Here is a 14805-nt window from a genome sequence, read left to right as displayed (position 1 = left end):
TATGAAGACATATCTTGTGACAGGTGCCGCTGGTTTCATTGGCGCTAACTACATTAAGTATCTCCTTTACCGTAAGTATAAGGACCAAGACATTAGAGTTATCATCCTCGATGCCCTCACTTATGCCGGCAATCTCGGTACAATCAAAGATGATATTGACGATAAACGCTGTGTATTTGTAAAGGGAGATATCCGTGATCGCGAACTCGTTGATCGTCTATTTGCCGAAAATGACATTGACTATCTTGTCAACTTTGCAGCCGAAAGCCATGTAGATCGCAGCATAGAAGACCCACAACTATTTCTGAATGTTAACATTTTAGGGACTCAGAACCTTTTAGATGCGGCTCGGAGAGCTTGGGTTACGGGCAAAGATGAATGTGGTTATCCCACATGGAAAGCCGGAAAGCGTTATCATCAGGTATCAACCGACGAAGTATATGGCAGTCTTGGCGCCGAAGGATACTTCACAGAGCAGACTCCTTTGTGTCCACATAGCCCATATAGTGCCAGTAAAACGAGTGCAGATTTATTCGTTATGGCTTATCATGACACGTTCCACATGCCCGTAACGATTACGAGATGTTCGAACAATTACGGCCCTTATCACTTCCCAGAGAAGTTGATTCCATTGATGATTAATAACATTTTAGAGGGCAAAAAGCTACCCGTCTATGGCGAAGGACTAAATGTTCGCGACTGGCTTTATGTGGAAGATCATTGCAAAGCCATTGATTTAGTTGTACGAGAAGGCCGTGAAGGTGAGATATATAATGTTGGAGGACACAATGAAATGACCAACATTGACATCGTAAAGCTAACGATTAAGACCATACATGATATGATGGAAGCCGATAAAGGCTTGCGTTCTGTACTCAAAAAGAAAGTAAAGGACGCGCAAGGTGACTGGGATATCAGTTGGATTAATAACGATTTAATCACTCATGTGACTGATCGTTTGGGCCATGATCAGCGATATGCCATCGATCCTACTAAGATAAAAGAAGAACTTGGGTGGTATCCTGAGACACGATTTGCCGATGGTATCGTCAAGACTATTAAGTGGAATCTCGACAATCAGCAATGGATTGAAGAAGTAACCAGCGGAGATTATCAGAAATACTACGCTGAAATGTATGGTAATAGATAACCCTCTAATCGATAATATCCCCCAACCATGACAAAGAAAATCATGCTTTTAGGCTCTGGAGAGCTGGGAAAAGAGTTTACTATTGCAGCAAAACGTGTTGGACTTCATGTCGTTGCATGCGACCGTTACAATGAAGCGCCTGCAATGCAAGTGGCAGATGAACGCGAAATCTTCAACATGTTGGATGGTGATGCCTTAGCAGCCGCTGTGGAAAAGCATAGTCCTGACATCATCGTTCCAGAGATAGAAGCTATCAGAACAGAGCGACTTTTTGACTTTGAACAACGTGGAATACAAGTTGTTCCCTCTGCAAAAGCAGTCAACTTCACAATGAATCGTCGCGCAATTCGTGACCTTGCATCTCGTGAATTGGGCCTGCGCACAGCCAAATACTACTATGCAAAGACCTTCGAAGAGTTCAAACAAGCTGCAGACGAGATTGGTTTTCCTTGCGTGGTAAAGCCATTAATGAGTTCAAGTGGACACGGACAAAGTTATGTTCATAATGATAATGAGCTGCAAGCTGCTTTCCATGAGGCCATGGAAGAAGGCAGAGGAGACGTTAAAGAGGTTATCATTGAAGAGTTCATTGACTTTGATTCAGAGTTCACTCTACTCACTGTAACTCAAAAGAACGCACCAACCATCTTCTGTCCCCCTATTGGTCATGTGCAGAAATCAGGCGATTATCGTGAGAGTTGGCAGCCATTTTGTCTCCCCGATGAAGCCTTATCACAAGCTCAACACATGGCAAACGAGGTGACAAAAGCATTGGAAGGATACGGCATTTGGGGTGTAGAATTCTTCCTAACCAAGCAGGGAGAAGTAATCTTTTCAGAGCTAAGTCCGAGACCACATGACACAGGTATGGTCACGTTGGGACACACAACAAACCTCAACGAGTTTGAACTTCATCTGCGAGCTATTATGGGTTGGCCCATACCTGCTATTCATTTAGAGCACAACGGCTGTTCAGCTGTCATCCTTTCAAAAGAAAACGCCGACCATGAACCTACATATCATCTCATGGAGGCATTGAAAGAAGATTGCACGCGCGTTCGAATCTTCGGCAAACCCGACCAACATGTCAACCGAAGAATGGGCGTAATGCTATGTTATGGCAGCCTCGACAGCGACATGAATGAGTTGCGTGACAAGGCAAAACGATTGGCTGCAACTGTTATTAAATAAGTAACACGTGGAAGAAATAGACAAAATTGACACGATAACCAAGTTTCTTGACGACCTCGAGAAACTTGGAAAGCAACTCTCTCTCATTCAAGAAGAGCAGAAAAATGTGCTTGCTTATATGCTGAATCTAAAGCAAAAGCATAACACTGAGACGCAAGAATACAATCAGCTTGCAGTCAGAAGTAGAGACTTACAGGCTTTAATTGACAAATACCGCCCTATCTATGAGGAACGAATCTCATGGATAAGGGACATCAAAAAGAAAGGGAAAACAAAATAGATGAATGAATTAGGACAGCTAATTAACCTGCCGAAAATCATTGACCCGCGTGGAAACCTGACCGTTGCTCAGGCTTTTGAGCATGTACCCTTTGCCATAAAGCGTGTTTATTGGACGTATGATGTACCCTCAGGTGAAAGCCGTGGTGGACACGCGCACTACAAATGCCGTGAGTTTATCATTGCCGCCAGCGGCAGCTTTGACGTATGTCTTGACAACGGGCAAGCCAAAAAGACTTATCATCTCAATCATCCTTATCAAGGATTACTTATTGATACCAACATCTGGCGTACGTTAGAAGACTTCTCTTCGGGTGCCGTTTGCCTCGTGTTAGCCGAAGATGACTTCGACGAAAAAGACTATATATACGATTATCAGCTATTCCTTAGCCACTTAAAATGTTTGAAATAAAGCCCTATTCCCCTGAAATGAAATCCGAATGGGATGCATTTGTTGATGCATCTAAAAACGGATTGTTTCTCTTTTTCAGGGATTACATGGACTATCATCACGACAGATTTGAGGACCATTCGATTGTAGTTTACCGACAAAACAAGCTCTATGCGCTCCTGCCGGCAAACATTTCACACGATGTTCTCTATACACATCAGGGCCTGACTTTTGGCGGATTGATTGTCGATGAGCATTTCACTGCAGCTGAATCTATTACAGTTTTCAAGCTCATCAATGCCTATTTGCGCAATGAAGGCATACGAAAAGTAGTGTATAAAGCTATCCCCTGGCTCTATCATCCGCAGCCCGCTGAAGAAGATTTATATGCTATTTACCGCACAACTAACGCCAAATTAGTAGCCCGAGACATATCAACTGCCATCCGACTTGATATGCCTTTAGCCTACAATGAGATGAGAAACAGGGGAATAAAAAAGGCACTTCACCATGGCATAATAGTCGAAGAAAGTAATCGTTGGACTGACTTTTGGGAGGTGTTGACGACTAATCTACAAACCAAATATCATGTTTCGCCCGTTCATTCGCTGTCAGAAATACGCATGCTTAAAGCCAGATTTCCAAACAACATCCGTCTTTTTACAGCACAATTAAATAATAAAGTACTTGGCGGAACGGTGGTATATGAATACGGAAATGTGGCACATACGCAGTATATTTCAGCCTCTTTAGAAGGTAAAAAGCTGCATGCTCTCGACCTACTTCTCGACAAATTGATTCATGAAGTATATCGAAATAAGACGTGGTTTGACTTTGGGAAATCCACCGAACAACAGGGAACAATCCTCAACGAAGGCCTCATCTTTCAGAAAGAGAGCTTTGGTGGCCGTGCCGTTTGTTATGATTGGTATGAATGGAACTTATGAAAATAGAATATCTTTCACTGCAACGCATCACACAACAACATGCCGATGAACTTCACAAAGCTGTGCAAAAGGTCATCGATAGCGGCTGGTATCTCCAAGGAAAAGCTACAAACGACTTTGAAACGGCTTATGCTCAGTATATTGGAACGCAACATTGCATCAGCTGTGGCAATGGACTTGATGCGCTGACCCTCATCTTTAGAGCGTATAAACAGCTTGGAAAACTTCATGAAGGTGACGAGGTTATCGTGCCCGCCAATACCTATATAGCTTCTATTCTCGCCCTAACCGAAAACCGACTCAAGCCAATCCTTGTCGAACCTGATATGCTTTTGCAACTCGATGTCACACGGATTGAGGCTGCTATCACACCGAAAACACGAGCTATTCTGCTTGTACATCTCTATGGAACTTGTGCTATGCACACCATCATTAGCGCCATTTGCAAACGCCATAACCTACTGCTTGTAGAAGATAATGCCCAAGGTCACGGCCTAAAATGGCATGAAAAACATACGGGAAGTATAGGAGATGCCGCGGCACATAGCTTCTATCCAGGAAAGAATCTGGGTGCAATGGGCGATGCAGGTGCCGTGACAACAGACGATAATCAACTTGCAACCATCGTCCGCTCTCTTGCTAATTATGGCAGCAATCGCAAGTATGTATTCCCCTATCAAGGCTTAAACAGTCGCATGGATGAATTGCAAGCAGCCGTATTAATGACGAAGTTGACCTACTTAGATCATGACAATCAACGTCGCCGTTACATTGCAAAACGCTATGAAGAGGCTATTCGTCACGAGGCCGTTACACTGATAAAACCGCGCAATTCCGTGTTTCATATCTATCCGATATTATGCAAAAGACGCGATGAATTGCAGCAATATCTGGCGTCGAAAGGTATTGAAACCCTCATCCACTACCCCATTCCACCCCATAAGCAGGCTTGTTATGCGGCATGGAACAGCCTACAACTCCCTATCACAGAACGCATTGCAGCAACAGAACTCAGTCTGCCCTGCAATCAAGCCATGACCGATGACGAGATGGAATATGTCATTCATTCGATTAACACATGGGAAAAGACAATATAAGAACATAAAATATACAACAATGAAACACAACATTTACAAAACCACCATCGTAGCATTATTGCTATTTTTCATTCCTTTTATGCCAACAAGTCAGGCACAACAGACTAAAAAGGAACTCGTAGGAGTACTCATTAATCATCAGTTTTATTCAAAAGATATGCCGCTTAACGAAATCATGAGCATACAGAAAGGTCTTCAAAATCTTGATGATGGTGAGCAACATACAGTACTTCATATCCTTGTTCCTGACGATTTTGTTGCGCCAAAGACTTGGAAGAAATATGAAATCAAGCGCAGTAATGTCGTCAATGCCGACAAATTTGAAGCCAAAGTGCTCCTTTTTGATGAGATGAGAAAGGTAACTCACAGTGCAGACAAACAATTTAAAAACCCTAAAATCGGTCAAAAACTGCCAGGAACATTCACACTTCAAGACCTTGACGGAAACACTTGGACGCAAGATTCGCTAAGAAACCGAGTGACAGTAGTTAATGTTTGGTACTCAGGATGTGGTCCTTGCAGGAAAGAAATGCCTGAACTATCAACCTGGAAGACCCGCTTTCCAGAGGTAACTTTCCTCTCTGCAGACTTCGAAAAGCCTGAGATTGTGAAAGCCATCACCGAAAAACATGGCTTCAACTGGACGCATTTGCCCAATGATAGATACTTTACGCAATGGGTAGGTAACGAAGGTTTCCCGCTAACGCTTGTCATAGCAATGGATGGAACGCTGCAATACCTCTCACACAAAACATGTAATGAAACACGTGAAGAAGTGTTTAGACTCCTCAAATGGCTTACAACCATACAAAAAGAATAAGTTAGAATTAACTTAACAAAAGCCTCTTGAAGACAGCCTTTGTTTCAAACTTAAGTCCAATGAGTCACGAATAGGGCCGTTATTTGCTTGTTTAGATAAGTCATTGATCACCAAAAGGTTTCATCATCACACATTATTTTCAGCACCGAAAAAATGGATTTATATTGCAAATCAAGGCGGATGGTGAAACCATTTGCGTCAGTTCATCATGTGAAATGCGTCAAATGGTGTCGTAAAATGGCTGCAATCATCTCATGAAATGCAGCAGAAAAAATGATAAAATGGGAACCATGAGACATAAAATGACCTGAATCAGGGGCTGCAACCATTTGAAAGAAGTCTTCACTTCACTCAAAAAAGTAAGAAAACACAATGAAAATCCTGTTTAATTCTACAGAATGAGCTTTCAGAACACATGTTTTTTTGAAGAAGATACTTTACAAAGAATAAGGTAAAAACTTAGAAAAACCAATAAAAACGGTTTCTCATATTCGTTCATTTCAACCTTATTTTTATGTTGAAATGCAAGTCAACAGAATATGAGAAACCGCAGTATGTGAGAAGACTTAGCTCACAAGAATCACCAAAACGGAGCGTGCTGCCTGCGCACCCATAACCAACGCCTGTTCAATATCAGCCGTTTTGCTCGGTCCACTGATAAAAGTTCCAAAGCCATAAGACGTCATTTTTATCCTCTTATAAGCCTGATGCATGTTATCTACGACTTGATTTCTGTCGAGAATAATAACTAAATTCTCTGAGATAAAACACACAACCTTCTCTTTCATGACTTGAGGTATCCATATACAACCATTCTCTGCCACCCCAACTTCACCCTTAACAACGCCCACATCCGTGCCATTGAGGTCACTGGCTTCGGCAACTGTGTCGGGGTTTAGTTTGGCTTTGATGCCTGGAACATTACTGGCAATGACCTTAGCATCAGGATATGCCTCAGCAATTAAAGCGTTAAGGTCGTCTGTTGGCTTTGCTTCGACAATATTTGCGCCCGCAGATTTAGTCATTTCTACAAACTGCTTGATAGGCTCAGGATAGGTAAGAGCGTCGATATGCAAGTCAGGCATGTCGTATTGTTGACGGATATGAGAACGCAATCTATCGAGAAAATCTTTCTTTTCCATAACTATTCATTACATGATTTCATTTAACCTGGCCTTTCTTCCATAGCTCGTGGAAAGACTTTTTGGCAAATTCGGGCTTCGTATGTCCTATTCCCCATGGATTGAGATGCTTGAAATGAGTCATCCTTTCAGGGACAAAGTCGGCCAAAGGAGCAAACATTAATGCCGTATGATAAAGCCAAGAACTGTCATAAAGCACTTTCATTCCTTCAGACATTGCCTTTTTCATTCTGTCAGCCTTACCCATTTCATCAAGACTTTGACGCCAAACATAGATCTGACTACCAGGTGCTACCTCGGCCGGACAAATATTATCACAACTCAAACACAATGAACAAGCACTGACATCACCATAGTTTTGCTTTGGATTATGCATCATTCCAAGATTCACTCCGATAGGTCCTGGGATGACATAAGTATAACTATGCCCACCACTTCGACGGTAAACAGGGCAGGTATTCATGCAAGCGCCACAACGAATACACTTCAAAGTTTCCCAATGATCAGGGTTAGCGAGAAGCTTACTGCGTCCATTGTCAACCAAAACCACGTGCATTTCACCACCTGGACGTGCCTGACGGAAATGTGAAGTAAAAGTAGTTGCAGGCTGACCTGTACCACATCGGCTTAGCAAACGATGGAAAACAGCCAATGAATCATAGTCTGGCACAAGCTTTTCTATACCCATCGAAACGATATGTAGCTTCGGAATAGAGGTTGACATATCAGCATTTCCCTCGTTCGTACATACCACAATATCGCCTGTTTCGGCTACACCGAAGTTGCAACCGGTCATTCCTGCCTCAGCCTCTATAAACTCATTACGAAGCGAATAGCGTGCACACTGCGTAAGATATGCAGGATCATAGTTGCCAATTTCATGCGAAATGCCCTTCTCTTCGAACATCTTTCCAACCTCTTGTCGGGTTAAATGGATGGCAGGCATAACGATATGGCTCGGCCGTTGGCCTAAAAGCTGGAGGATACGCTCGCCTAAATCTGACTCAACAACATCGATTCCACGTTCTATTAGATAAGGATTCATCTCACATTCTTCCGTCAACATAGACTTCGATTTGACCATTTTCTTAACGCCATGTGACTTGAGAATATCATATACAATGGCATTAAACTCGGCGGCATCACTGGCCCAATGCACAATGACTCCACGGCTTTCGAGTTGAGAAGTGAACTTCTCAAGGTAGCCAACAAGATGCGAAAGAGTGTGTCGTTTGATATCACTCGCGTGCTGTCGCAAGTCTTCCCATTCAGGCAACTGATGTGCAGCAGCATCATGTTTCATACGAAGTGACCAGAAAGTTTGGTCATGCCATGTTGTCTTGTCATGGTTTTCGTTGAATATGGCAGCCCTTTTTGAATGATCTGTACTCATAGATTTCTTTTCCTTTTATGCTAAATTAGAGTCCGGCAGCCAATATTTGGGCTACATGAACGAATTGAATGGGTTTGTGTTCTCGCTTAGCTATGCCTGCCATATGCATCAAACAACTGCTATCTGGGCCTGTAACAAACTCGGCACCTGTGGCCATGTGTCGACCAATCTTATCCTCTCCCATGCGTATAGAGACTGCCGTTTCTTCAACAGAGAACATCCCTCCGAAGCCACAACACTCGTCTTTGTGGTCTGGTTCCTTAATCGTGATATCCTTGATTAATTTCAACAAGTCGATAATCTTATTGTAAGGAGGGATGTTTCGCTCGGAAGGAGCAGACAATCCAAGTTCTCTCACGCCGTGACAACTATTATGCACGCTCACCACATGAGGGAAACTACCAGGCAAAGACGTGATTTTCAGCACGTCATGTAAGAACTCTACGATGTCCATTACCTTCTTAGAAGACAGACATTCGTGTTCCCCTTTCAGCAAACGAGGGTGATAAAACTTCACGTATGCAGCGCAAGAAGCAGATGGAGCAACAACATAATCGAAGCCAGAAAACATGGAATCAAACTTCAAAGCCAATGACTTTGACATGCTTTCAAAGCCTGCATTCCCCATAGGTTGACCGCAACAAGTTTGCTTTTCGGGGTAACCGACGTCAACACCAAAGTGCTTTAACAGCTTATATGTGGCGACTCCGGCCTCTGGATAAAGTGCATCTACATAACAAGGAATAAACAATCCTACTTTCATAATGTTTTTGTTATAATATAAAGCGTGTCATTTTCGCATGTTTTCATCCACGAAAGCAAAGGGCAAAAGGTCCTTAACACTATGTAGAATATAGACACCTGACGTGCCAAAAAGCAACACACGGACATTTTGTTTGTATCGATCTTCTATCTCAAGCATTACTTGTCGGCATGCGCCACAAGGCGTAATAGGATCTGATAAGAAGCCTTTCCCATTGTGAGCAACAATTGCTAATGTATCAATTGCTTGCTCAGGATAATGCGATTGAGATGCAAATATGGCTGAACGCTCGGCACATAAGCCCGAGGGGAAAGCCGCATTTTCTTGATTAGCGCCTATAACAACACGACCATCATGCAGACGCAACGCCGCCCCTACATGGAAATGGCTGTATTTGGCATAGCTATTCTTGATGGCAGCCTTAGCACATTCTATGAGGTTTTGGTCCTGTTCACTCAACTCATCGAATTGACAGAAATCATAATCTATTTCTATCTTCAATTTCTTCATTGCGTATTAATGTTATTGAATACTATCTACAAAGGTACAAATTAAATCGAAGTATCTATATGTTAAAAGCACTTTTTTATCAACTTGCAAGGCTTCAATCTTCATTTTCGTGACATTTTCAACAATAATTTGTATCTTTGCAGACCTAAACTAATAAAGAATGATCGTCTGTATTGCAGAGAAACCAAGCGTAGCAAGAGACATAGCACGCATCTTAGGAGCCACAACGGCAAAGAGCGGATATATGGAAGGCAACGGATATCAAGTCACTTGGACCTTCGGACACCTATGCGAATTGAAGGAACCAAATGATTATCACGAGAACTGGAAGCACTGGAGTCTCGCCGCTTTGCCTATGATTCCTGAACGATTTGGAATTAAAGTCATCCCCGAAGATAGCATAAAGAAACAGTTTTCGATTATAGAGAAACTCTATGCAGGTGCAGATGAAATCATCAACTGTGGCGATGCGGGACAAGAAGGAGAACTAATCCAACGATGGGTAATGCAGAAAGCCAACGTAAAATGCCCCGTAAAACGCCTTTGGATATCTTCAATGACAGACGAAGCAATTCTACAAGGCTTCCAAAATCTTAGAGATGAGCAGCAATATCAACCGCTTTATATGGCTGGTTTGAGTCGAGCTATCGGCGATTGGATGCTTGGTATGAATGCAACTCGACTCTACACACTGAAATATGGGCAAAATAAACAGGTGTTAAGTATAGGTCGTGTGCAGACACCTACACTGGCTTTAATCGTCAATCGGCAAAAAGAGATTGACAACTTCAAGCCAGAACCTTATTGGGTTTTAGCCACTATATACCGTGATACCCAATTCACAGCCACGTCAGGTAAGTTTACTAATAAGGAAGAAGGCGAGAAAGCATTTGCTACAATCGAAGGAAAGCCGTTCACAATCAAAAGTGTTCAGAAGAAGAAAGGAACGGAAACTCCCCCACATCTCTATGACCTCACTTCCTTACAAGTGGATTGTAACCGTAAGTTTAGCTACTCGGCAGAGACTACTTTGAATCTAATTCAAAGCTTATATGAAAAGAAATTCACCACCTATCCACGTGTAGACACACAGTATTTAAGTGATGATATCTACCCGAAATGCCCTCAAATACTAAATGGTTTGAGTCAATGTAAGATAGAAAGTCAGCTAAAGTACATGCCGTGGATAAGGAATTTGGCTGCCATCAGCAAGAAATTACCCAAGAGTAAGAAGGTTTTCGACACCAGTAAAGTTACAGATCACCATGCCATCATCCCCACAGGAGTTCCTGTTCAGGGACTAACGATCATGGAACAAAATGTGTTTGACCTCATCGCCACACGCTTTATCAGTGCCTTTTACCCTGATTGTAAGTTCTCTACCACTACAGTTCTTGGCGAAGTTGACGGCATTGAATTCAAGGTTACGGGTAAAGAAATATTGGAAGAAGGCTGGAGATGTCTCACAGAAAGCTCCTCAACAAAGAATGAAAAGAATGAGATGCCATCAAATAACATGGCATCTCAAGAGAACGAAGCAAACACTTCTTCTTCTCTTCGAGGTGGAGTTGAGGGAGAAAATATTACGCTTCCCACCTTTACTCAAGGCGAAAGTGGTCCTCATACGCCTACACTGACCGAGAAACAAACCACACCTCCCAAATACTATACAGAGGCTTCACTGCTTCGAGCCATGGAAACGGCGGGCAAATTTGTTGAAGATGATGAGCTAAGAGCAGCCTTAAAAGAGAATGGAATCGGTCGACCTTCGAGCCGAGCAGGCATCATTGAGACCCTGTTTAAACGTCGATATATCCGACGGGAACGCAAGAATCTCGTTGCAACGCCTACGGGAATAGAACTCATTGACATGATACATGAGAAGCTACTCACCAGTTGTGAGCTCACAGGTATATGGGAAAAGAAACTCAGAGACATTGAACACAAGAAGTATGATGCCTCACTTTTCATCAGCGAACTAAAGGAACAGATTGCTAATATCGTTAAAGATGTGCTCAGTGACAATAGCAATCGCCGTGTAACTATACTCTCTGATGAAGACGTAAAGAAGAAAACGAAGAAGAAAGTAACTTCAAAAAAGACCACAAATAAGCCTACAAAGAAGGCTAAGCCATTAGTACCGAGTGACGAACTCATTGGGAAAGCCTGCCCAGTTTGTGGGAAAGGACACATCATTAAAGGTAAAACGGCCTATGGATGTAGCTGTTGGAAGGATGGCTGTAAATTCGTTTTGCCTTTCAATGACAAAGCTTAGACGGCGTTCATCAAGGTGAATAACCATTTGATGTCTGCCTATTTTCATGCTCATTTCTGTCTTTTCAAGAAACATTCTATGGCTTTCCTACTCCTCAACGAGTCGGTTTCACCCACATAATAGCCTCTATAGACTCTCTTTTTAAGGCCAAACCACCTTTTATATACTGATACATAATCACTATTTGTGACAAAAGACGCATAGTCAACTACAACTTCATACTCCTTGTCTTGATAGAGAACCTCATACGTTTTGCCTGCCATCACATAACTATAAAATAGTAAGTGCAACATCAAAACAGGCAAACTGAGCCATGATATCGCGTATAAAGCTTTTGTCACGGCATTCGAATTACGCTTACTTTGCACATAAAGCCATCGAATCATCAAGGCACAACACGATGCCGGACCAAGTAACCAAAGAGCATCATTCAATGCAGCTGGCCACGCAATATTCAAGAGAAACTGTGGAATTTCCAATGCCAAACACGTCCAAAACACGCCTACCAGTAGTCTGATAAAAATCTTTTTTATCTTCATATTGAGTTTATCAACCAGACAAAGATATAAAAATCTATCATAAACTCCTATCAAAACTCACTAAAAACTATAATATAACTCCATGCAAAACGTTATCTATGTATGCAGAAATCCCACCTTATTATATATATTCTTGCCTGCCTTGTGCTCACCGCTTGTAGCTTAGAGCGCGCTATAAAGAAAGGCGATCAGCACCTATCTGTTGGAGAATACTACGACGCGGCAGTGCAATATCGCAAGGCTTACCAACAAACACCGACCAAACTACGCCGAGAACGTGGACTAATGGCAGTCAAAATGGCACGCTGTTATGCAAAGATTAACCAAACACAACGAGCCATTTCAGCCTTTCAAAACGCTATCCGCTATGAACAAGCAACGCTCAACGACAAGCTCATCTATGCTCAACTGTTGCTCAAAGACGGTCAATACAAGGCGGCAGAAAAGGCATTTCTCGCTCAGAAAGACTCTCTTCCTAACGACACTTTGATATTAAATGGTCTTGCTTCTGCACGCCAGGCACCCGCTTGGAAGAAGCAAGGAAGCAAGTATGTCGTTAGGAAAATGGATGTATTTAACTCTTATAAAGCCGACTATTCGCCTGTATTCTATGGGCCAGATCACAACATTCTATATTTCACTTCAACGCGAAAGGAAGCTTTAGGTGACGAACTTAATGGGATAACGGGAATGAAAAACGGAGATATTTTCTATTCCGAAAGAAACGATAAAGGCAAGTGGAGCAAGCCCGAACCTATTGGAGGAGAGCTTAATTCGGCTTTCGATGAGGGCGCATGTGCCTTTTCTCCCGACGAAAGAACTATGTATCTGACGCAGTGTTCCACTGATCCTGTCTCACCACGCTATGCTCGTCTCATGACATCTTCACGTAGCGATGCCTTATGGACTAAGCCTACTGAGTTTCCAATTAGCCATGACACGCTTTCTATCTTCGCTCATCCTGCCGTGTCACCTGACGGCAATTGGCTTTACTTTACATCGGATATGCCGGGCGGAAAAGGTGGACTTGACCTCTGGCGCGTACGCATAACAGCAGCCGGACTCGGTGGAGTTGAGAATCTGGGAGCGCCAATCAACACCGCAGGGAATGAGGAATTTCCAACCATTCGGCCTAATGGCGACCTCTATTTCTCAAGTAATGGTCATGCCGGAATGGGCGGATTAGACATCTATATCGCACATTTCGACTCACAAGGGAAGGCTACGCTCTCCCACCCTGGCTATCCTTTGAACAGCAATGCAGACGATTTTGGCATGACATTCGAGGGACCTCACAACCGCGGATACTTCTCTTCAAACCGCAATGACAGCCGAGGCTATGACCACATCTATAGCTTTGAATACCCCGAAATTGTGCAAACAGTCAAAGGATGGGTATATGAGAAGGACGGATATGAACTCCCTCGCGCCCAGGTTTATATGGTTGGAAACGATGGAACGAATCTAAAACTGAGTGTAAGAGGCGATGGTTCCTTCACCGAAACCGTCAAACCAGGAGTTGATTACATCTTCTTGGCTACCTGTGATGGCTTTCTCAATCACCACGAAGCACTGAATGTGCATGCTGAAAAGGCTTCAAAAGAATATGTGTTGCAGTTTCCTTTGGCCTCAATTACAGCCCCAGTACTGATTGATAACATCTTCTATGACTTCAATAAAGCCACACTTCGTCCCGAATCTACAGCCGCTCTTGACGACCTTGTGGCGTTGTTAAACGAAAACCCACATGTAACCATTGAGATATCTGCCCATTGTGACTACCGCGGTTCAGTCGAATATAACCTCCGTTTGTCTCAACAAAGGGCCGAAAATGTAGTGCGTTACCTCATCAGTAAAGGCATTTCTGCCGACCGATTAACGGCAGTTGGTTATGGGAAACAACGTCCGAAAGTAATCCGAAAGAGGCTTACAGAGAAGTACACCTGGCTGAAAGAGGGCGACAAACTGACTTCATCGTTTATCGAAAAGCTAAATAAAGAGCAACAGGAAATATGCAATCAGTTGAACCGACGCACAGAGTTTAGTGTGCTACGCACCACGTATGGCATGTTTGATAAAGACGGAAAACTGAAAAAAGAGGCTGAAAAGAGACAACAAAAGAAGGAGAATGAAACGCCCGACATTTACTTTTAACAACATTGATTCCCACATTTTATAACGCAACTAATTCCAACTCATTTTTTGCATCATATCAAACCATTCCGTAATTTGTATCATATCACCGCATGAAATGCGTCATTTCACGCGGTAAAATGAAGCAAATCGCAAGACAATATGACGCAAATCA

General features: G+C 42.8%; 14 protein-coding genes. 9 read left to right on the top strand and 5 right to left on the bottom strand.

The features are described from left to right. Nucleotide 1 precedes the first annotated feature (1 nt). Genes rfbB through HMPREF9145_RS02445 form a run of 7 tightly spaced genes read left to right on the top strand, consistent with a single transcriptional unit; the run spans nt 2 to nt 5875 of the window. A complete protein-coding gene (rfbB, locus tag HMPREF9145_RS02475) occupies nt 2-1150 on the top strand; it encodes a dTDP-glucose 4,6-dehydratase (RefSeq protein WP_021824634.1) in 1149 nt (382 codons plus the stop codon). A 27-nt stretch (nt 1151-1177) separates the two neighbouring features. Then, on the top strand, nt 1178-2341 hold the full coding sequence (purT, locus tag HMPREF9145_RS02470; RefSeq protein ID WP_021824735.1) for a formate-dependent phosphoribosylglycinamide formyltransferase: 1164 nt from the start codon (nt 1178-1180) through the stop codon (nt 2339-2341). Between the two features lie 7 nt (nt 2342-2348). After that, nucleotides 2349-2621, top strand: coding sequence for a hypothetical protein (locus HMPREF9145_RS02465; protein WP_021824547.1), 273 nt, complete (start codon nt 2349-2351; stop codon nt 2619-2621). Further along, complete coding sequence (locus tag HMPREF9145_RS02460; RefSeq protein WP_021824631.1) at nt 2622-3032, top strand: sugar 3,4-ketoisomerase; 411 nt, start codon at nt 2622-2624, stop codon at nt 3030-3032. Beyond that, on the top strand, nt 3020-3958 hold the full coding sequence (locus HMPREF9145_RS02455) for a GNAT family N-acetyltransferase (RefSeq protein WP_021824651.1): 939 nt from the start codon (nt 3020-3022) through the stop codon (nt 3956-3958). Before HMPREF9145_RS02460 ends, HMPREF9145_RS02455 begins: the two co-directional genes overlap by 13 nt. Next, a complete protein-coding gene (locus HMPREF9145_RS02450) occupies nt 3955-5055 on the top strand; it encodes a DegT/DnrJ/EryC1/StrS family aminotransferase (protein WP_021824766.1) in 1101 nt (366 codons plus the stop codon). The genes HMPREF9145_RS02455 and HMPREF9145_RS02450 overlap by 4 nt, the downstream gene beginning before the upstream one ends. A 19-nt stretch (nt 5056-5074) precedes the next feature. Further along, nucleotides 5075-5875 carry a TlpA family protein disulfide reductase gene (locus HMPREF9145_RS02445; protein WP_036906305.1) on the top strand — a complete coding sequence of 267 codons (801 nt, stop codon included), beginning with the start codon at nt 5075-5077 and terminating at the stop codon, nt 5873-5875. Between the two features lie 566 nt (nt 5876-6441). Here HMPREF9145_RS02445 and HMPREF9145_RS02440 read toward each other — a convergent pair. From HMPREF9145_RS02440 to cdd, 4 genes are read right to left on the bottom strand one after another with little or no spacing between them, the layout of a single operon-like run. Next, nucleotides 6442-7017: a LutC/YkgG family protein gene (locus tag HMPREF9145_RS02440; protein WP_021824700.1), complete on the bottom strand. Its 576-nt coding sequence runs from the start codon at nt 7015-7017 to the stop codon at nt 6442-6444. 19 nt (nt 7018-7036) lie between these two features. Next, nucleotides 7037-8410, bottom strand: a complete 1374-nt coding sequence (locus HMPREF9145_RS02435) for a lactate utilization protein B (protein ID WP_021824630.1) — start codon at nt 8408-8410, stop codon at nt 7037-7039. A gap of 25 nt (nt 8411-8435) precedes the next feature. Then, complete coding sequence (locus HMPREF9145_RS02430; protein ID WP_021824725.1) at nt 8436-9173, bottom strand: (Fe-S)-binding protein; 738 nt, start codon at nt 9171-9173, stop codon at nt 8436-8438. A gap of 27 nt (nt 9174-9200) precedes the next feature. Beyond that, on the bottom strand, nt 9201-9683 hold the full coding sequence (cdd, locus tag HMPREF9145_RS02425; RefSeq protein WP_021824743.1) for a cytidine deaminase: 483 nt from the start codon (nt 9681-9683) through the stop codon (nt 9201-9203). 160 nt (nt 9684-9843) lie between these two features. Between cdd and HMPREF9145_RS02420 the strand changes: the two genes are divergently transcribed. After that, nucleotides 9844-11958: a DNA topoisomerase 3 gene (locus HMPREF9145_RS02420; protein WP_021824609.1), complete on the top strand. Its 2115-nt coding sequence runs from the start codon at nt 9844-9846 to the stop codon at nt 11956-11958. A 50-nt stretch (nt 11959-12008) separates the two neighbouring features. Here HMPREF9145_RS02420 and HMPREF9145_RS02415 read toward each other — a convergent pair whose 3' ends face one another. Continuing rightward, on the bottom strand, nt 12009-12497 hold the full coding sequence (locus HMPREF9145_RS02415) for a hypothetical protein (protein WP_021824687.1): 489 nt from the start codon (nt 12495-12497) through the stop codon (nt 12009-12011). A gap of 102 nt (nt 12498-12599) precedes the next feature. On the opposite strand from HMPREF9145_RS02415, the gene porE reads away from it, so the two are divergent. After that, the gene (gene porE, locus HMPREF9145_RS02410; RefSeq protein WP_021824793.1) at nt 12600-14651 is read left to right on the top strand and encodes a PorE family type IX secretion system protein; all 2052 of its coding nucleotides are present in this window, start codon (nt 12600-12602) and stop codon (nt 14649-14651) included. The last annotated feature ends 154 nt before the right edge of the window (nt 14652-14805 follow it).

Source organism: Segatella salivae F0493 (assembly GCF_000477535.1).
GTDB classification, from domain to species: domain Bacteria; phylum Bacteroidota; class Bacteroidia; order Bacteroidales; family Bacteroidaceae; genus Prevotella; species Prevotella salivae.
The sequence above is the reverse complement of the archived record's forward strand: the minus strand, read 5'-3'. Positions and strand labels throughout refer to the sequence as shown.